Source organism: Pseudomonas sp. RIT-PI-AD, from assembly GCF_025642785.1.
GTDB lineage: Bacteria > Pseudomonadota > Gammaproteobacteria > Pseudomonadales > Pseudomonadaceae > Pseudomonas_T.
Genome location: NZ_JANZKU010000009.1, coordinates 1 through 18,729, shown reverse-complemented (window position 1 = coordinate 18,729; position 18,729 = coordinate 1). Strand labels below are relative to the sequence as shown.

The 18,729-nt window shown below is 67.7% G+C and carries 17 protein-coding genes; 7 read left to right on the top strand and 10 right to left on the bottom strand.

What is annotated here, in order from left to right; all coding sequences use genetic code 11:
* Positions 1–6: 6 nt before the first annotated feature.
* From OGL92_RS10025 to OGL92_RS10010, 4 genes are all read left to right on the top strand, one after another.
* Positions 7–1,641 (top strand): bifunctional protein tyrosine phosphatase family protein/NAD(P)/FAD-dependent oxidoreductase, encoded by a 1,635-nt coding sequence (locus OGL92_RS10025; RefSeq protein WP_263143393.1) that lies wholly within the window; start codon positions 7–9, stop codon positions 1,639–1,641.
* A 330-nt stretch (positions 1,642–1,971) separates the two neighbouring features.
* A complete protein-coding gene (locus OGL92_RS10020; RefSeq protein ID WP_263143576.1) occupies positions 1,972–2,892 on the top strand; it encodes an aliphatic sulfonate ABC transporter substrate-binding protein in 921 nt (306 codons plus the stop codon).
* 22 nt (positions 2,893–2,914) lie between these two features.
* Positions 2,915–3,745, top strand: coding sequence for an ABC transporter permease (locus OGL92_RS10015; RefSeq protein ID WP_263143392.1), 831 nt, complete (start codon positions 2,915–2,917; stop codon positions 3,743–3,745).
* Entirely contained in the window at positions 3,742–4,470 is a 729-nt protein-coding gene (locus OGL92_RS10010; RefSeq protein ID WP_263143391.1) for an ABC transporter ATP-binding protein, read from the top strand. The genes OGL92_RS10015 and OGL92_RS10010 overlap by 4 nt, the downstream gene beginning before the upstream one ends.
* A 25-nt stretch (positions 4,471–4,495) precedes the next feature.
* Here the strand turns inward: OGL92_RS10010 and OGL92_RS10005 are convergent, their stop codons facing one another.
* From OGL92_RS10005 to OGL92_RS09980, 6 genes are all read right to left on the bottom strand, one after another.
* Positions 4,496–5,626, bottom strand: a complete 1,131-nt coding sequence (locus OGL92_RS10005; protein WP_263143390.1) for a sigma-54 dependent transcriptional regulator — start codon at positions 5,624–5,626, stop codon at positions 4,496–4,498.
* On the bottom strand, positions 5,623–6,801 hold the full coding sequence (locus OGL92_RS10000; RefSeq protein WP_263143389.1) for an acyl-CoA dehydrogenase family protein: 1,179 nt from the start codon (positions 6,799–6,801) through the stop codon (positions 5,623–5,625). The genes OGL92_RS10005 and OGL92_RS10000 overlap by 4 nt, the downstream gene beginning before the upstream one ends.
* A gap of 56 nt (positions 6,802–6,857) precedes the next feature.
* The gene (gene ssuD, locus OGL92_RS09995; RefSeq protein WP_263143388.1) at positions 6,858–8,006 is read right to left on the bottom strand and encodes an FMNH2-dependent alkanesulfonate monooxygenase; all 1,149 of its coding nucleotides are present in this window, start codon (positions 8,004–8,006) and stop codon (positions 6,858–6,860) included.
* A 9-nt stretch (positions 8,007–8,015) separates the two neighbouring features.
* Positions 8,016–8,579, bottom strand: coding sequence for an FMN reductase (gene msuE / locus OGL92_RS09990; RefSeq protein ID WP_263143386.1), 564 nt, complete (start codon positions 8,577–8,579; stop codon positions 8,016–8,018).
* Between the two features lie 214 nt (positions 8,580–8,793).
* A complete protein-coding gene (locus tag OGL92_RS09985) occupies positions 8,794–9,156 on the bottom strand; it encodes a response regulator (protein WP_263143384.1) in 363 nt (120 codons plus the stop codon).
* 27 nt (positions 9,157–9,183) lie between these two features.
* Positions 9,184–10,629: an ATPase domain-containing protein gene (locus OGL92_RS09980; RefSeq protein ID WP_263143574.1), complete on the bottom strand. Its 1,446-nt coding sequence runs from the start codon at positions 10,627–10,629 to the stop codon at positions 9,184–9,186.
* 188 nt (positions 10,630–10,817) lie between these two features.
* Between OGL92_RS09980 and OGL92_RS09975 the strand changes: the two genes are divergently transcribed.
* Complete coding sequence (locus tag OGL92_RS09975) at positions 10,818–11,753, top strand: sterol desaturase family protein (protein ID WP_263143382.1); 936 nt, start codon at positions 10,818–10,820, stop codon at positions 11,751–11,753.
* Here the strand turns inward: OGL92_RS09975 and OGL92_RS09970 are convergent.
* The 3 genes from OGL92_RS09970 to OGL92_RS09960 all read right to left on the bottom strand — a co-directional run bounded on the left by OGL92_RS09970 (position 11,716) and on the right by OGL92_RS09960 (position 15,928).
* Positions 11,716–12,387 carry a helix-turn-helix domain-containing protein gene (locus OGL92_RS09970; RefSeq protein WP_263143380.1) on the bottom strand — a complete coding sequence of 224 codons (672 nt, stop codon included), beginning with the start codon at positions 12,385–12,387 and terminating at the stop codon, positions 11,716–11,718. The two genes, OGL92_RS09975 and OGL92_RS09970, sit on opposite strands and share 38 nt — an antisense overlap.
* Positions 12,384–15,176 carry a response regulator gene (locus tag OGL92_RS09965; protein WP_263143378.1) on the bottom strand — a complete coding sequence of 931 codons (2,793 nt, stop codon included), beginning with the start codon at positions 15,174–15,176 and terminating at the stop codon, positions 12,384–12,386. Before OGL92_RS09965 ends, OGL92_RS09970 begins: the two co-directional genes overlap by 4 nt.
* A gap of 104 nt (positions 15,177–15,280) precedes the next feature.
* Positions 15,281–15,928, bottom strand: a complete 648-nt coding sequence (locus tag OGL92_RS09960; protein WP_263143376.1) for a DUF480 domain-containing protein — start codon at positions 15,926–15,928, stop codon at positions 15,281–15,283.
* A 231-nt stretch (positions 15,929–16,159) separates the two neighbouring features.
* Between OGL92_RS09960 and OGL92_RS09955 the strand changes: the two genes are divergently transcribed.
* Positions 16,160–16,420 carry a YjfB family protein gene (locus OGL92_RS09955; RefSeq protein ID WP_263143374.1) on the top strand — a complete coding sequence of 87 codons (261 nt, stop codon included), beginning with the start codon at positions 16,160–16,162 and terminating at the stop codon, positions 16,418–16,420.
* Positions 16,421–16,427: 7 nt separating this feature from the next.
* On the opposite strand, the gene OGL92_RS09950 is transcribed toward OGL92_RS09955, so the two are convergent.
* Positions 16,428–17,582, bottom strand: a complete 1,155-nt coding sequence (locus OGL92_RS09950) for an MFS transporter (protein ID WP_263143373.1) — start codon at positions 17,580–17,582, stop codon at positions 16,428–16,430.
* Positions 17,583–17,925: 343 nt separating this feature from the next.
* Here OGL92_RS09950 and OGL92_RS09945 point away from each other — a divergent pair.
* A partial coding sequence (locus OGL92_RS09945; protein WP_276583892.1) for a cache domain-containing protein occupies positions 17,926–18,729 on the top strand: 804 nt, incomplete at its 3' end.

Sequence of the window (18,729 nt, the reverse complement as noted above, 5' to 3'; positions counted from 1 at the left end):
CCGCGCATGGATGCCTTCAAACGCCTCACGCCCTTTCTCTTCATCGCCGCCCAACTGGACCCTAAAGACATTCCGGGGATCGCCGCCCAGGGGTTTCGCCTGCTGGTGGACCTCGGGCCGCGACACGACCTGGGCCTGGCCGCCGAGGCGCGGCGCATCGGTCTCGACTATCGACCGGCGGCCGCGACGGCCAGCGAGGACGAGGCGCTGCTGGAACTGATCAGCGGCCAGCGCGGACCGGTGCTGATCCTCAGCCAGGACGCCGAGGCCGCGGTCCGCCTCTGGGCCTTGGCGGAAGCGTCCAGCCAGGCGCCGGAAAGAATCCTCGAAACCGCCGCCAGCGCCGGTTTCGACATAGGCCCCCTGGACGGCGCGCTGCGCGAACGTCGCCAGCGTCTCGCGCGAACCCCGCGGAACGCGGAGTCCGCGGACTTCGACGTGGTGGTCATCGGCGGTGGCGCGGCCGGCTGCGCGGTGACCTCGAGCCTGCTGAAACGCAACCCCCGCCTGCGCATCGCCGTGCTGGAGCCGGCCGAAACCCATTACTACCAACCCGGCTGGACCCTGGTCGGGGCCGGGGTGTTCAGCCAGGCGCATACCCACCGCCCGATGCAGCGCTGCATCCCGCCGCGGGCGACCTGGATCCGGCAGGCGGCGAAAGCCTTCCATCCCCAGGCGAGCCGGGTCTTGCTGGCGGACGGCAGCCACCTACGCTATCGCGCCCTGGCGGTCTGCACCGGCCTGGAACTGGATTGGAACGCCATCGAGGGGCTGGACGAGACCCTGGGCCGCAACGGCGTGACCTCCAACTATGCCTTCGACCTGGCGCCCTACACCTGGGAATGCGTACAAGCGCTGCGTGGCGGGCGCGCGTTGTTCACCCAGCCGCCGGTGCCGATCAAGTGCGCCGGCGCGCCGCAGAAGGCCATGTACCTGTCCTGCGACTGGTGGCGCCGCCGTGGGGTGCTGGACGCCATCCAGGTGGACTTCTGCTCGGCCGGGGCGGCGTTGTTCAGCGTCGCGGCCTTTGTCCCGGCGTTGATGCGCTATGTCGAGCGCTACAACGCGCACCTGCATTTCGGCGAGACCCTGGTGGCGGTGGACGGGCCGGCGCGGCTCGCGCACTTCCGCGTCAACGACGCCGAAGGCAACGGCCGCACCCTGACCCGCGAGTTCGACCTGTTGCACCTGGTCCCGCCGCAGCGCCCGCCGGCGTGCATCGGAAGCAGCCCGCTGGCCAATCCCGAAGGCTGGCTGGAGGTCGATCCCTATACCTTGCAGCACCTTCGCCACGAAAACGTCTTCGGCCTCGGCGACATCATCGGCGTCGCCAACGCCAAGACCGCCGCGGCGGTGCGCAAGCAGGCCCCGGTGGTGGCGGAGAACCTTCTACGGGTGCTCGCCGGCCAGGCACCGAGCGCCCACTACGACGGCTATGGCGCCTGCCCGCTGACCGTGGAACGCGGCCGTGTGGTACTGGCGGAATTCGGCTACGACGGCCGGCTGCTGCCGAGCTTTCCCCTCGACCCGCGCGTGGCCCGGCGCAGCGCCTGGGCGCTGAAGACTCGGGTGATGCCGCGGGTGTACTTCGACCTGATGCTCAAGGGTCGCGAGTGGCTGACCGCCAGCCACGGCACCTGAAAGGCTTCCTCCGCACCGCTGGACGACGGGGCGCCAGGGCCGGCCGGAGTCCGCGGCACCAGGGCCTCACTGTCGGCCCGGCAACAGTGCGTCGACACAAGTGTTTCCCCTCCAACTGAATGCCGGTCGCCGCGGGCAGCCCAGGCCCCGTCGGCCGGGCCTCGCGGACCTTGGCACGGCGGCTGCACTCCCCGCATACCGCGTCGACGACTCCCGCCGTCGTCGTCCGAAGCCCGCCGAGGAGTTGCCATGCGCATGTCGTCCCAGAAAGTCCGTTCCCTGTCGTCTTCCCTGCTGCGCCGGCTGGCCCTGCCGCTGGCGTTGCTCGTCATGCCCTGGAGCGCCGCCCAGGCGGAAGAAGCGCCCGCCGCGCTGCGCCTGGACTACGCCTACTACTCGCCCACCAGCCTGGTGCTCAGGCATTTCGGCTGGGTAGAGAAAGCCTTCGCAGGCACACCGGTGACCTGGGTGCTCAGCCAGGGCAGCAACAGGTCGCTGGAGTACCTCAATGGCGGCAGCACCGATTTCGCCTCCACCGCCGGCCTGGCCGCGGTGCTCAGCCGGGCCAACGGCAGCCCGATCAAGACGCTGTACATCGCCAGTCGCCCGGAGTGGACCGCCCTGGCCGTGGCCAAGGACTCGCCGCTGCACAGCCTGGCCGACCTGAAGGGCAAGAAGATCGCCGCGACCAAGGGCACCGACCCCTACCTGTTCACCCTGCGCGCCCTGAAGCAGGCCGGCCTGAGCAAGAACGACGTGGAACTGGTCCACCTGCAGCATCCCGACGGCCGGGTCGCCCTGGAGCGGGGCGACGTGGACGCCTGGGCCGGTCTCGACCCACACTTGGCGGCCAGCCAGTTGCAGGCCGGCTCGCGCTTGCTCTACCGCAACCTGGCGTTCAACAGCTACGGCGTGGTTAGCACCACCGAGGCCTTCGCCAGCCGTTATCCGCAAACCATCGAGAAAGTCCTGCGCGCCTACGAGCAGGCGCGCGGCTGGGCGCGCGAACATCCCCAGGCGCTGGCCGAGCTGCTGGCCAAGGAATCGGGGCTGCCCCTGGAGGTGGCCCGCCTGCAACTGGAGCGCACCGACTTCGGCACCGCCTTGCCGGGCGCCGAGCACATCGCCGCGTTGAAGGCGGCCGCACCGATCCTGGTTTCCGAAGGGCTGGTGCGGCGCGGGGTGAAGGTGGAAGAGGTGGTCGACAGCCTGATCGAGCCGCGCTTCGCCAAGGCGGTGATCCAGCCATGAGGCGGGCCGCCGGAGGCTGGGAATGAACGGCCGGGACGGGGCTTTGCCCCTGGCGCGCGCCGCCAGGCGTGGTGGATTGAACGCCGATCTCCGCCGCCGGGCGAAAGGCCTGGCGCTGCCGCTGCTGGCACTGCTGGCCCTGGAACTCCTGGTCCGCGTCGGCTGGGTGCCGTCCTACCAGATGCCGGCGCCCAGCGAGATCTTCCTGACCCTGCGGGAGCTGGCCGAGGGTCCCTTGTGGAGGCACATCGGGGCGAGCCTGTCGCGCGTGGCGCTGGGCTTCGCCATCGGCAGCCTCCTGGCCTTGCTGTTCGCCGCTTGGGTGGGCCTGAGCCGCGAGGCCGAAGCCTACCTGGAGCCGACGTTCGCCGCCTTGCGGGCGATCCCCAGCCTGGCCTGGGTGCCCTTGCTGTTGCTCTGGCTGGGCATCGACGAGTCCTCGAAGATCGTGCTGATCGCCATCGGCGCCTTCTTCCCGGTGTACCTCAATGGCGTCGCGGCGATCCGCAGCGTCGACCGTAAGCTGGTGGAAGTGGGCCGCATGTATGGCTTCGATCGCGCCCGCCTGACCCGGCGGATCCTGCTGCCGGCGGCCTTGCCGGGGCTGTTCACCGGGTTGCGCGGCGGGTTGAGCCTGGCCTGGATGTTCCTCGTCGCCGCCGAACTGATCGCCGCCACTCGCGGCCTCGGCTACCTGCTCAGCGACGGCCGCGAGACCTCGCGGCCGGATCTGGTGCTGGCGGCGATCATCGTCCTGGCGCTGCTGGGCAAATTCAGCGACAGCCTGCTGGCCGCCCTGGAGCGGCGCTGCCTGGCCTGGCGCGACACCTTCGACGGAGAGGCCCGGGCATGAGCGCGCCATTGCTGGACGTGCACGTCGAACGCATGCGCTTCGCCGAGACCACGGTGCTGCAGGACGTCCACCTGCGCCTGGAGGCACGGGAGCGGATCAGCCTGCTCGGGCCCAGCGGGTGCGGCAAGAGCACCCTGTTGCGCATCGCCGCCGGGCTAGAGCGGGACTTCAGCGGCGAGGTGCGGGTGAACGGCGGGGACCGCGCCGCGACGACGCTCGGGCTGGTGTTCCAGGAGCCGCGGCTGATGCCCTGGCTGACCGTGGCGGAGAACATCGGCTTCGCCGAAGGCGCGGCCTGCGATCGCGCACGGGTGGCCGGGCTGATCGAGGAAGTCGGTCTCGGCGGCTTCGCCGAGGCGCTGCCCAAGCAACTCTCCGGCGGCATGGCGCAGCGGGTGGCGCTGGCCCGCGGGCTCTATGCGCGGCCCGCCTTGCTGCTGCTCGACGAGCCATTCAGCGCGGTGGATGCCTTCACCCGAATGAAGTTGCAGGTGTTGTTGCTGGAACTGGCCGAGCGACATGCCACCGCGTTGCTGCTGGTGACCCATGACGTGGACGAAGCGCTCTACCTCAGCGACCGCGTCCTGGTGATGGACGGACGGCCGAGCCGGGTGCGGCAGACGCTGCGGGTGGACCTGGCCCATCCGCGCGACCGCCGCGACCCGCGGCTGGCGGCCTTGAAGGCGGACGCCCTGACCGAATTGCACAGTGCCCAGGTGATCTAGTGGCCAGGTGATCCGAACGCTCGCCTCAGGGCGCCGGTCGCACCTCCGCGGCGGCGCCCCGCGAGGGGGTGCGCCGGCTGCCGCGCTTGTTCACCACCAGTTCGCCGATGGCGATCAGCCGCGCGCGGGCCACGTTGCGGCTGAGGCCGAGGAGATTGGCGGTATGCACCTGGTTGCCGTGGCAGAAACGGTAGGCCGCCCGCAGCAAGGCATCCTCGACCTTGCCATGCAGGTTGCCGTTGTAGGCTTCGAACAGGTGCAGGAAGGCCTGGTCGAGCAATGCATCCGCCGAGCGCCCGTCCGGGCGACCCTCGTCGTTGCGCTCCAGGCGCAGGTTGGACAGATGCAGGTCCTCGGCACGGATCAGTCCGTCGCGGCAAATCAGCAGGGTGTGGTGGATGACGTTTTCCAGCTCGCGGATATTGCCCGGCCAGGAATAGCTGCGCAGCTTCTGCGCGGCCTCGGCGCTCAGGCCGCTCTGGCCGTAGCCCAGGCGGCGGCTGTATTCGCCGATGAAATGCCGGGTCAACGGGAGGATATCGCCGGGGCGTTCGCGCAGCGGGCTGAGTTCCAGGCTGACCACGTTCAGCCGGTAGTACAGGTCCTCGCGGAAATGCCCGGCGTTGATGGCTCTTTCCAGCTGCACGTTGGTGGCGGCAAGGACCCGCACGTCGATGGGGATGCTCTTGCGCGAGCCGAGCCGCACCACCTCGCGCTCCTGCAGCACGCGCAGCAGCTTGACCTGGATCGGCATCGGCAGGTCGCCGATCTCGTCGAGGAACAGGGTGCCGCCGTTGGCCGCCTCGAACCAGCCGGGCTTGGCCGCCAGGGCGCCGGTGAAGGCGCCTTTCTCGTGGCCGAAGAGCTCGGCCTCCACCAGGGTTTCCGAGAACGCCCCGCAGTTCACCGCGAGGAACGGGCCATTGCGCCGCGCGCTGAGGTTATGCACGTGGCGCGCCACCAGCTCCTTGCCCGTGCCGGTCTCGCCGATGATCAGGACGCTGGCCTCGCTGGGCGCTACTTGGCGCAAGTGGTTCAGCAACGCCTGCGACTTGGGGTCCTCGAAGACCTGGGCGGTGGCGCGCACCGAGGTGGCCAGGGCCGGGGAGTGGGGCAGGACCAGCAGGTCCTCGGCGTCCGCGAAACGGCTGTTCATGAGTAGAAGGTCGGCTGTGGGAAGGTTCGGTTCAGCGCCCAGTCGCCCAGTTCGCGGACCTTGTAGTCCACCGGGTCGTGCAGGGTCTGGGTGCGCAGGTTGCGCCAGTAGCGGTCCAGGCGCAGCGCGGCATGGGTGGAACGCGCACCGGTGACCTCGAACAGCCGGCTGCACAGGTCCAGGCCGGTGCGGGTCGCGGCGACCTTGGCGGTGGCGATGGCCACCGCCACTTCGCCGCGCTGGGTTTCGTCCAGGGCCTCGCCGAGGCTCCAGGCGGCGTCGAGGCGGTCGGTGGCCTGCCGAACCAGGGCCCGGACACCCTCCAGGGCGACCCAGAACTCGCCATAGTGGGCCAGCACGTAAGGGTCGTCGCCGACCCGCTCGACCCCGGAACGGAACCAGGGGCGCGCTTCCTTGAGGCTGTAAGTGCGGGCTTCCTCGAACGCGCCCTCGGCGATGCCCAGGTAGACATGGGTGAAGATCAGTTGGGCGATCAACGGGCGCAGGCAGGAAAAGGGCGTGCTCAGGGGCCCCGGGTCCAGCAGCAGTTCGCTTTCTTCGACGCGCACCCGCTCGAAGTGGGCGCTGCCGCTGTCGGTCTGGCGTTGCCCGATGTTGTTCCAGTCCTCGTTGAGGGTGATGCCGGTACGCGCGGTGGGGACCGCGGCGATCAACAGCTTGCCGCTGTCGGCGTCGAGCGCCGAGGCGATCAGCATCTGCGAGTCGAGGGCGCCGGAACAGAAGCTCTTCTGCCCGGAAAACTCGCGCCAGCCGGCGCAACGCTTGGCCAGGGTGCGGGTATCCAGCGGGTTCAGGGCATTGCCCCAGAACCACTGGTTGCGGGCGGTCAGCTCGAACCAGGGCTGCCATTGTTCCGGCTTGGCGAACAGGCGCACCGTGGCCAGCAACAGGTGCTGGAAGCCGAAGACGTGGGCGATCGAGCTGTCCACCCGGGCGAAAGTCCGGACGATCTCCAGGGTGGCGGTCCAGTCGGCGCCGAGGCCGCCGTATTCACGGGGGATGATCAGCGAAAGCAGGCCGCTGTCGCGCAAGGCGTCGCGTTCGGCCTTCGGCGTGCCGCCGCGGGCATCGCGCTCGGCCGCGGTTTCGGCGAAGCGGGCGGCCAGCCGGCGGGCGCATTCGGGGGCGGAGGCGAGGGTCGGCTTGGCGTGCACGCGGTGTTCCTCATCGAAATAGGCGAAGCCCTTCGGTCAGCGAAGGGCAGGGGGGCTCAGCGCGCGGCCGCCTGGGCCGGCAGCACGTCGTTGGCGATCATCTCGCCGAAGGGCCCGGTCAGGTTGGTGACGCCGCGTCCCGCCAGGCTCGCATAGGGCTCGGGCAATAGCGGGAACACCAGCTCGGCGAAGCGGTAGGCTTCTTCCAGATGGGGATAGCCGGAAAAGATGAAGCTGTCGATCCCCAGGTCGGCGTATTCCTTGATGCGTTCCGCCACCTGCTGCGGATCGCCCACCAGGGCCGTGCCGGCGCCGCCGCGGACCAGGCCGACCCCGGCCCACAGGTTGGGGTAGATCTCCAACTGGTCGCGCCTTCCGCCGTGCAGGGCGGCCATGCGCCGCTGGCCTTCGGAGTCGAAGCGCGAGAAGGATTTCTGCGCCGAGGCAATGGTCTCGTCGGAAATATGCTCGATCAAGCGGTCGGCGGCTTGCCAGGCTTCCTCGGCGGTTTCCCGGACGATCACATGCAGGCGGATGCCGAACTTCAGGGTACGCCCGCGCTTGGCGGCCCGGGCGCGCACGTCGGCGATCTTCTCGGCCACCGCGGCGGGCGGTTCGCCCCAGGTCAGGTAGACGTCCACCTGCTCCGCGGCGAGTTCGTGGGCCGCTTCCGACGAACCACCGAAATACAGCGGCGGATAGGGTTTCTGCACCGGCGGATAAAGCGCCTTGGCGTTCTGCACGTGCAGGTGTTCGCCCTCGTAGTCCACCGACTCGCCCTGCAGCACGCGCCGCCAGATGTGCAGGAACTCGCTGCTGGCCTGGTAGCGCTGGCCATGGTCGAGATGCAGGCCGTCCCCACGGTTCTCGTCGGGATCGCCCCCGGTCACCACATTGATCAGCACGCGGCCGCCAGACAGCCGGTCGAGCGTCGCCGCCATGCGCGCCGAGACCGTCGGCGAGATGATGCCGGGGCGGATCGCCACCAGGTAGCGCAGGCGCTCGGTGAGCGGGACCAATGCCGAGGCGACCACCCAGGAGTCCTCGCAGGAGCGCCCGGTGGGGATCAGCACGCCGTGGTAGCCGAGGGTGTCGGCGGCCTGGGCGACCTGTTTCAGGTAGGGCAGGGTGACCGGGCGGGCGCCCTTGCTGGTGCCGAGGAAATGGCCGTCGCCGTGGGTGGGGAGGAACCAGAAAACGTTCATGACAGGTCCTTAGGCGATTTTCAGCAGGTCGTTGGGCTTGACGCCGAACAGCGGGGCGGCGCGCTCGGCGGCCAAGCGTATGCGCGCCTTGAGCGGCTCGCTGACGATCTGGTAGTTGGCGAAGTCGGCTTCGGCGGCGTAGACGCCAATCGGCAGGGTCAGCGACTGGAAGAAGCTGAACAGCGGGCGCAACTGATGCTCCAGCACCAAGGCATGGCGGTCGCTGCCGCCGGTGGCGGCAAGCAACACCGGGGTGTCGATCAGCGAATTCATCTCCACCAGGTCGAACAGGTGCTTGAGCAGACCCGGATAGGACCCGCGATAGACCGGGGAAGCCACCAGCAGCAGGTCGGCGGATTCGATGGCGCGCAACTGCGCGTCCACCTCTTCAGGCAGTTCCTGGCGCGACAGCGCCGATCCCAGCGGGCGGGCGATGTCGCCCAGCTCGATGATGGTGCCGTCGATCGGCAGCAAGCTTCCCAGCTCGGCGAGCAGGGCCTTGGTGAGCGCCAAGGTGCGCGAAGGGCGATAGGTGCCGCCGGATACGGCGACCACTTTCAACGGAGATGTCATGGCAGAGTCCTGTAGGTGTTGCCCGATGTACAGTGACCGGGAGCAAGACCTGTACCAGAACCCAAGTGTGCAGTTTCAGGGCACTTGCGGACCCTGGAGGAAAGATTCCTGCGGAGCAGGCAACACTTCTGCTGAACGGGTGTTGCTCAGGCAACAGTCACCTGGCAACGGCGGTACCGCTCTGCCGAGCCTTTCAGGACATGGGTAGGCAGGGTTACTGACCGGGGCCGATCAGTTCCTGGACCTTGGCCACCACCGCGAAGATATCGAAGGGCTTGTCGAACACCGTATCGAAGAGGTGCGAATTCGCCCTGCCGATGCTGCCTTGGGCGCCGCTCATGAGGATGATGGGGAGGTGCGCCCACTGGGGCCTGGACTTCACCGCCTGGGCGAATTCCAAGCCATCCATGACCGGCATCATGAAGTCGGTGATGATCAATTGCGGACGCTCGCGTTCGAGCACATCCAGTCCTTTGCGGCCGTTGCTGGCCTTGGCCACCATGTAGCCTTCATCCTCCAGGGCGAACGCCAGGATGTCGGCTATGAGGTATTCGTCATCAACAATCAGGATTGTCATACTGCGCTAGTCGGGTAGCTGACAGTTTCAGTCTTTAGGCAGAGGTGTTGCCGAACCGGAAAGCACCGTGGCTGCATTTTTAAAGGCCTTACTGAGGTCGACGCCATGTTCGTTGATGATGACTTCGAGAAGTGATGGATCGTATGTACTGTCCCTCATTTTCAGGATGGACAGGAGGCGCTTGAGTTCCGAGTCAAGTTCGACGAATCGCATCAGGAACAGGTTATCCACAATGCTCGAAAGCTCGGGTCCTGGCGCATTGATTTCTCCGCCGAAAAGGCCCCGCATTTCCCAGGTGGCAAAGACAGTGACATCGCGCGCGCGCAGCTCGTTCATCAAAACGGTGAAAAACTCGACGAGGCGTGCGGGGGAGGTGGCGACTCGGGCCATGCCGCCGATGCTGTCGATCATCACGCGCTTGACGTTCTTTTCTTCCACGGCCTTGAGCAACCGGCCGCCGATGCCATCCAGCAGGCCTTCGGTGGTGGGTTGCCAGATGACGCCCAGGGCGCCTTCGTCGATCAATTCGTCGAGATTCACGCCGATGCTGCGGGCTTTCATCCGCAGGCGTTCGGGGGTTTCGTAGAAGCCGAAATGCAGCCCCGGTTCATCGATCGTCGAGCCGGACAGAAAGTGCAGGCCGAGGCTGGTCTTGCCGACGCCCGACGGGCCCATGGCCAGCGTGACCGAGGATTTCGGCAAGCCGCCGTCCATCAGCGCATCGAGCCTGGGGACACCGCTGGGAATGCGTCGCAGGGTCGAGCTGTCGGGGCGGGTAGGGCGGCTGATCAGGCTTTCCAGCCGCGGATGCACCACCAGTCCGTCCTCGGTGATCTCGCACTCGTGCAGACCCGAGAGCGCACCGCTGCCACGGGTCTTGCGCAAGTGGATGCGCCGCACCGAACGAACCCCGAAGAGCTCTTCGCCCAGCTCGATGACGCCGTCGACCATGGTGTGTTCCGGGCTGCCATCGTCCAACCGGGAGCTGGTGAGGAACAACACCGTGCAACCGGCGAAGGCGGCGTGCCCTTGCAGCTCGGAGATGAATTTCTTGGTATCGAGGGTGTTTTCGGCCTTGGAGCGGGCGTTCAGCAGGCCATCGACGATCAGCAGGCTGGCTTTCTGCCGGCTGATCTCCCGGCGCAGCAGCTTGACCACCTCATCCAGGCCTTCGTTCTCCAGGGTGTCGAAGGCGCTGACGAACTGGATTTCCGCGCCGATCCGGTTCGGATCGAAGAAGCTCAGGGTGGAGAGGAACTGGAACAGCCGCTCGTGGGTTTCCGAGAGCAGCGTGGCCACCAGTACACGGCCGCCATCGCGCACGTGGTTGAAGGCGATCTGGTTGGCCAGAATGGTTTTACCCGAGCCAGGACGCCCTTGGACGATGTAGGAAGCGCCGGAAACCAGGCCGCCTTTCAACAATAAGTCGAGCCCTTCGATACCGCTCCGAAGGCGTTTTAGTTGTTCCAAGATCCTGCCCCGAAAAAATGGATGGAGGAAAATAGCTCACCTGCGTTCTGAGCGGAAGAGGATAGCGCCTAACGCTTCCAGACAGAAATTTTTCCGGCGCGCGGGGGAACTTTTTCCCATGCGCCGTTCGTTCAAGCGAAAGCCTTTTCCCTGGCGGGATAGTGGGGCTCCATCCCCCGAAGCCTGCCGCCATGACTCTCTTTCGCTACCTCTACGCACCCGCATTCGCGTTCGTCTTTCTCGGCCTCGCCTTCTGGCTCGTGGCCCTCGCCGGCTTTTCCAGCGTCTGGCTGATTCCGCTGCTGATGCTCGCGCTGGCGACGTCGTTCGGCGCGGAACGCGCCTTGCCCTATGAGCAAGACTGGAACAACGCCCAGGGCGACGTCGGAAGCGATGTCCTGCATGCCGCGATCAACGAGGCGTTGAACCTGCTATCCGTCGCCGCGATCCCGCTGGCGGCCGCGCGGCTTCCCTGGAGCGGTCTGTGGCCGACGCACTGGCCGGTGGGCCTGCAAATGCTTCTAGCCATCCTCATGGCCGACCTGGGCATTACCCTGATGCATTACCTGAGCCATCGCGTCCCGCTGCTCTGGCGCCTGCATGCGGTGCATCACAGCCGCCGTCGCCTGTATGGACTAAACGGACTGATGAAGCATCCGCTGCACCAGGCACTGGAGGCCGTCGCGGGCACGCTGCCGCTGTTGTTGCTGGGCATGCCCCAGGCGATAGCGGCGCTTCTGGCGTTCGCCGTGGCCCTGCAATTGATGCTCCAGCATTCTAACGTCGACATGCGCCTCGGCGGCCTGCGGCATATTTTCGCCTGGGCGCCCGTGCACCGGTTTCACCATCTCCGATATGGCCGGGCGGGCGACGTGAATTTCGGGCTGTTCTTCACCGGGTGGGATCGGCTATTGGGCACCGCCTTCCACCGACCGGACTATCGCGTCGACGGAGCCGACCTGGGCATCGGCAGTCAGCCGGACTATCCGCAGGCGTACCTGGCGCAATTGCGTGAGCCGTTCGTGCCCACGGCGCCCAGCGGGCCCTCGCCACGGCCGCCGGCAGGGTTGAGCGTACGCTCAGGCGCGCTCAGTCCAGCAGATGGACCCGCAGATGGCGCAACGTAAGGTCGGCGCGGACGCCGAACAGGCGGCGCATGGTGCGCGAAAAATGCGCGGAGTCGGAAAAGCCGGCGGCATGGGCGGCGACGGTAAGGCTCTGGCCCTGGAGCGCCAGTGCGATGGCGAAACGCAAGCGACGCCAGCGCAGCAACGGCCTGACGGGAATACCCACCTGTGCGGCGAACAGCCGCTCCAGTTGGCTCAGGGAGAGGCGGACCTTGGCGGCCAGGGGCTGCGCGCCGTTCAAGTCCGCCAGGGAGGCGTCGACAGTCTCCAGGGCCAGACGCAAACGCGGATCCGCCAGGGGCCGGCGCGCGTCGCACAGCGCGGCGGCGATGCCGAGCGGATCGGGATCGAGGGGCTCCAACGCCTGGGCCAAGGCCGCGGCGGACAGGGTCGCCGGCTCGGCGAAGACGTTGAGCAGCGCCGGAATGCTTTCCAGCACGGCATGCGCCTGCATCGATTCGATCAGCAGGCGCGGGCCGCAGCGTTCTTCACCGCCCACGCGGATGCGCATCGGAGCGGCCGCCAGCAGATATTGGTGGGCGTAGTGGGCATGCTCCGAGGTGCTCCCGGCCTCGCCCTGCAGGATGGCGAAATCCCGCGCCAGCCACAGGGCGCCGCGCCAGGGCGGGCTCACAAGGGATCGGGCTCCAAGGCCTCGGCCAGGCTGTGGCCGAGCAACTCGCGCGCTTTGCGCGCCAGTTCGTCCAGGCCGAACGGCTTGGTCAGCAAATCCATGCCGGCGCCGAGGAAACCTTCGGCCGAAGTGGCGTTTTCCGCATAGCCGGTCATGAACAGGATGCGCAACTCGGGCCGCAGGGCGCGGGACGCCTCCGCCAGGCGACGGCCGTCGAGGCCTGGCAGGCCGATGTCGGTGATCAACAGGTCGATGCACTGGTCCGACTCGAGGATGTACAACCCGCCGGGTCCGTCTGCCGCTTCGAGGGTGCTGCAACCCAGGTCGTGCAACACCTCCACCACCAGGGCGCGCACCGCGGGCTCGTCCTCCACCACCAGCACCACGTCGCCGCTGGCCTCGCTGCCGGGCTGCTCCGTGCTCGGGGGCGTGGGGGTCGGCGTCGGCCCCAGGTGACGCGGCAGGTAGAGGCTGACCCGCGTGCCGATCCCGAGGCTCGAATCGATGTGGGTGCTGCCTTCGGATTGGCGGGCGAAGCCGTACACCATGGACAGCCCGAGCCCGGTGCCCTGGCCCAGCGGCTTGGTGGTGAAGAAGGGTTCGAAGGCGCGCTCGATCACCTCGCGGGGCATGCCGCTGCCCGTATCGGCCACGCTGATGCAGACATATTGGCCCGGCGGCATGGTCTGCCCGCCGACGTTCAGCGCGGCGCTCAGCGGCGCATTGCGGGTTTCGATGACCAGCCTGCCGCCTTCGGGCATGGCGTCGCGGGCATTGATCGCCAGGTTGAGCAAGGCGCTTTCCAACTGGTTGGCGTCGCAGCGAATCTGCCAGAGGTCCGGCGCGGTATGGAATTCCAGCGCGATCTTCTCGCCGATGGTGCGGTGCAGCAGCTCCTGGATGGAGGCGATCAACTGGTTGGCGTCCACCGGGCGCGGCGCCAGGGGTTGCCGGCGGGAGAAAGCCAGCAGACGGTTGGTCAAGGCGGCGGCGCGGCCGGCGGCAACCGTCGCGGCCTCGATGTAGCGTTCGAGGCCGTCGCTTCGGCCTGTGGCGAGGCGACGCTGCAAGAGATCCAGCGAACCGATGATGCCGGTGAGCAGGTTGTTGAAGTCATGGGCGATACCGCCGGTGAGCTGGCCGACCGCCTCCATTTTCTGCGACTGGCGCAGCGCCTCCTGGGCCGCCTCGCGGATCGCCGACTCGTTCTTCAGGTCCAGCAGCGCCTCCGCCAGCGCATCGGTGCGCTCGGCGACCTTGGCTTCGAGGGTTTCGTTGAGGCGCAGGAGCGCCTCCTCGGCCTCGATCTGCTCGGATACGTCGCTGCCCTCGACGAAAATCCCGGCGACGCTGCCGTCCACCTCCAGCACGGGTTGATAGACGAAATGCAGGTAGCGCTTCTCCAGCGGCGCGTCGGGGCGTCGTTGCAACAGGATCGGCACGTTGCGCCCGACGAAGGGCTCGCCGCTGGCATAGACCTCGTCGAGCCGTTCGAAGAAGCCCTGGCCGGCCACCTCGGGCAGGGCCTCGCGCACCGATTGACCGACCAGGTCGCGATGGCCCACCAGCTTGAGGTAGGCATCGTTGGTCAATTCGAAGATATGGTTCGGCCCGCGCAAGGCGCAGATGAAGCCGGGCGCCTGCTGGAACAGCGTGCGCAACCGGTCGCGTTCGGCGGTGCGCTGCTCCACTTCGGCGATCAGGCCGGCATTGGCCCGGCGCAGCGCCTCGGCCGCCTGCCGGCGCATTCTCACGATTTCAGCGAGCGTCTGCGCGCGCTGGCGCTCCGCCTGGTAGGCATCGACGCTGGCCAGGGAGGAGGCGATCTGCCCGGCGAGCAGCTCGATGAAGCCCAGGTAGCCGTCGTCGTGGGGACGGAACGGATTGAGCCCGGCGACGATGAAACCCAGCGGCCGGGCGTCGCCCTGACCGACGATGGGAATCACCGCGACCTTGCGGGGCGACCGTGCCCAGGCGCCGGTGGGCAACTCCGCGACGGGGCACAGGATGTCCCGCTCGAGAGCGCCCGCGCCGGCGAGGATGCGCTCCAGCGCCCAGTCCTCGCGTTCGTCGAGCCCGACGCGTTCGACTGCGTAGGGATGATCGGGGTCGATGCCGCTGGCGCATACGCGGTGAGCGACTTCCGATTGGTCGAAGACATAGGTCAGGGTGAAAGGCAGGTCGTAGGGGTTGCCTCCCAGCGCCTGCGCCACGGCGCGGAACAAGGCCTCCCGGGTATCGACGTCGGCCAGCGCGGTCGCCAGGTCCCGCAGCGACTCCAGGCGCCGTTCGCTGATCACCCGCTCGGTTTCCTCGGTCACCGCGCAGAACAGGCCCTCCACCTGGCCACCGTCCCCCAGCAGGGGACTGTAGGAAAAGGTGTGGTAGGTCTCCTCCGGGTAGCCCGCACGCTCCAGGATCAGCAACAAGGCGCGATCCCAGGTGGAAACGCCCTGTTCGTAGACGGTACGCACACGCGCCTCGACCGCGTCCCAGACTTCCGCCCAGAGCTCGCGCATCGGCATGCCGAGGGCGCCGGGGTGTTTCACCCCCAGGGTTGGCCGGTAGGCATCGTTATAGAAGACGCGGATGTCCGGCCCCCAGCCCAGCCACATGTCGAAACGCGAGCTGAGCAGGATGCGCAAGGCGAGCTTGAGCGATCCCGGCCAGTGTTGCGGAGGGCCGAGCGGAGTGGATGCCCAATCGTACCGACGCATCAGGTCGGCCATTTCGCTATCGCCGATGAAAGCCTCGGCAGCGACCAGCGACGAAGGGGAGGTCGGGGTCACAGAACAGTTCCTGTTCGAGATACGAGATACCAGTGGCTTTGCGAGCGTACCCGGGATTCAGCCGGGTCGACGTGGCGCGCCGCCCGCTCGCGTCGGTCCGTCCGTCAGTCGCGTCCTTCCAGCGCGGCCAGGCGCTCTTCCAGAGCGGCCAGGCGTGCCTCCAGTTCATCCAGGCGCGAGTCCGAGGCCGCGGAGCGCTCGCTGCGTTCGGCGGAAACCGGTCGCGCGGCCAGCAGCGCCTCCATGTCCGAGGGGTCCACCAGCAGCGGTACGTAGCGTTCCTCACGCTGGCCGGGTTGGCGCGGCAACTGCCTGGCCAACCCGCGGCTGGCCAGGCGCTCGAGGTTGTATTGGAGCTGCTCCGCATCTTCGAAGTCGTGCAGGCGGGCGCTTCGGGTGAGGAGTTCGGCGATGGTCTGGGGACCGCGCAACAGCAACAGGCCGAACAGGATCACCTGGGGCGTCACCAGCTCCAGGGCCTTGTCCGCGCGTTGCTCCCAGCGATCCGCGCGGCTGCCCATCACCAGGCGTGCCAGCCCCCTGGCCTCCAGGCTGCGCAGCCCCTGGCCGACCTGACCGGGCGTGAGGTTCATCAAGGGTTCGCGGCTGGTCTTCTGATTGCAGGCGGTGACCAGGGCATTCAAGGTCAGGGGATAGGCCTCGGGCGTGGTGGCCTGTTTTTCGATCAGGCACCCGAGAATCCGCGCCTCGCTGGCGGTCAGCGGGGCCGGGGCGTCCGGTTCGGAGGACATGGCAAACTCCCTGGAATGAAGAAAGGCTCTTAGCCTAGCCTGTACGACAGCCTTTTGTCATAACGGGGGCCGGTTTCTCGCCCGCCTGATGCGTTGCATCACAGCGAAACAGGCCGACCTTTCATCGGCCCGCGATCAAGATGAATGCTTTGCCGCCGATAGCGCCAAACATAGGGAGGACTTCGTCTGTCGAAGCCCTTGCAGGCGTCGAGTCGCCAGGAGGATTCACCCGTGGACATTTCCCGTATCGCCAATGCCGTCTCACAGGCCAGCGCCGCGACCGGCGCGGCCTTCAACAATGCCAGCAGCAACGCGAGCGCCTCCGACATATCCGGCGCGGGCGGCGCGGCGCTGGCGTCCGACGTGAAGGTCATGACCCTGAAGAAAGCCATCGATCTGCAGGCGCAGAGCGCGGTGGCGCTGATCCAGGCAATTCCGCAACCCTCGAGCAATCCGCCGCACCTGGGCAACAGCATCGACGTACGCGCCTGACCCTCCTTCAGGCGCCGATGCGGGCGCTCGCGGCCACCAGGGTCAGCAGCGCGGCCACGCCCAGCAAGGCGAAGGGCAGCCCGATCAGGTGGGCGACCAGGCCGATGAGCGCCGGCCCCGCGAGGATGCCGGCGTAGCCCAGGGTGGTGACGGCGGCGACGGCTTGATGGTCGGGCATCGCCTGTTGCCGGCCGATGGCCGAGTACAGCACCGGCACGATGTTCGAAGCCCCAAGCCCGACCAACGCGAACCCTGCCAGGGCCAGCGGCCAATAGGGCGCGAACACCGCCAGCGCCAGTCCGGCCGCGGAAAGCAGGCCTCCCACCACGAGCACGCGCTTGCCGCCCAGGGTTTGGACGATGCGATCGCCATACAGACGACCGAAGGTCATGGCGATGGCGAAGGAGGCGTAGCCGAGGCCGGCACGCGCCGCATCCAGATGCTTGTGGGCGGTCAGCAACACCGCGCTCCAGTCGAGAATCGCGCCCTCGGCGAGGAAGGCGATGAAAGTCAGCAGGCCGATGAACAGCACGATGCCATGGGGAATCGCGAAGCCCTTGGCCGCGCCGGACGCGGACGCCGGGCCGGCATCGGGCAGCAGGTGCCTGGCGCAGGCCAGGATCGCCACCACGATCAGCGCGCTGACCGCCAGCGCCGCTTCCAGGGGGGCGGCGCCAAGCCAGAGCAATAGACTGACGCCGCCGGCACCGGCGATGCCGCCGACGCTGAAGAGCCCGTGGAAACCCGACATCAGGGCGCGGCCATTGGCTTTTTCCACCTGCACCGCCTGGATGTTCACCGCCACATCGACCGTGCCCACCCCTGCACCGAAGAGAAACAGCGCCAGTCCCAGGGCGAAGGGCGCCTGCAGAAAGCCGAGCAGGGGGAGGGTGAGGCAGACGAGTGCCGCGGCGGCGACGATCAGGGCCCGACAACCCAGCCGCGGCGCGAGCGCCCCGGTGAGCGGCATGGTGATCAGCGAGCCGGCCCCCAGGCAAAGCAGGAGCAAGCCCAGGGCCGCGTCATCCAGCCCGGCGCGTTGCTTGGCATAAGGCACCAGGGGGGCCCAGGCCGACATGCCGAAGCCGGCGACGAAAAACGCGACACGGGTGGAAACCCGTGCCGCCAGGCCACCGGGAAGAGCAGGGGAACGCATCGTCATCGGGAATCTCGCCATCCGTGAGGGTCACAGCCGAATGCATGCTGACTCGCCAGCGCGCGGCAAGGTTCAAACCCGCGCCGGCGATGCGTTCACCGCCCGGGCCGACGGGCCGGCGCCCGCAGGGGCTGGCGCGGCGCAGCGCCCTTCCGTACCATCCGCCAGCGCCGCGGGGCCCTCCCGCGGCCAGCGGCTCCGCCGCGATTCGTTCCGTTCCTCACCGTCTCTCCGCCCGTGCCTGGCGCGCTCCCCGCGTGCGTGGCGGGCGGCGATAGCCTGTGGGCCGGCTTAGGCCCTTCCGTTTCCACCTCGTCGTCTCGCGCCCCCTTGGCCGCGAAGGAAAACCATGTACAGCCGTATGAAGTTCAGCCACAAGATTCTCTTCGCCGCCTCGCTGGTGGTCCTTATCGCCTTCGCCTGCTTCGTCCTGTTCAACGATTACCGACAACGGCAATCGGTGCGCGCCGATGTCGAGAGCAATTTGCAGGCGCTTGGCGATCTGAGCACGCGCAACATCCAGAACTGGCTGGATGGGCGCATCCACCTGCTGGAAGCCCTGGCCCAGCAAATCGAGCGTCAGGGCAGCGAAGCCGACGCCTTGGGCCGGTCGGTCGGCATGCCGGTCTATGCCGGCAGCTTCCAACTGCGCTATTTCGGTGGCCAGGACGGCGTGATGTTTTCGGTTCCGGCCGGCAACCGCCCCAGCGACTACGACCCGCGCACGCGGGGCTGGTACCAGGCCGCGCTGAAAGCCCAGGCGACCATCCTTACCGAGCCCTACATCGCGGCGTCCTCGGGCAAGCTGGTGATCACCATCGCCACGCCGGCAAGGGCTGCGCAAGGGTTACTCGGCGTGGCGGGCGCGGACATGGAACTGGACGCCATCACCTCGATCATCAATTCGCTGAACTTCGAGGGCCACGGCCATGCGTTCCTGGTGGACGCCAACGGCAAGGTCCTGCTGCACCCGGATGCGAGCGCCTTGCTGAAACCCCTGGCCCAGCTCTATCCGGCCGGGCATGCCCCGCGCATCGCCAAGGGCGTGCAGGAAGTGGAGACCGCCGACGGCGTGCAGTTCGTGTCCTTCACCCCGGTCACCGGGGTGCCTTCGGCCAACTGGTACGTGGGTCTGGTGCTCGATCAGGACACC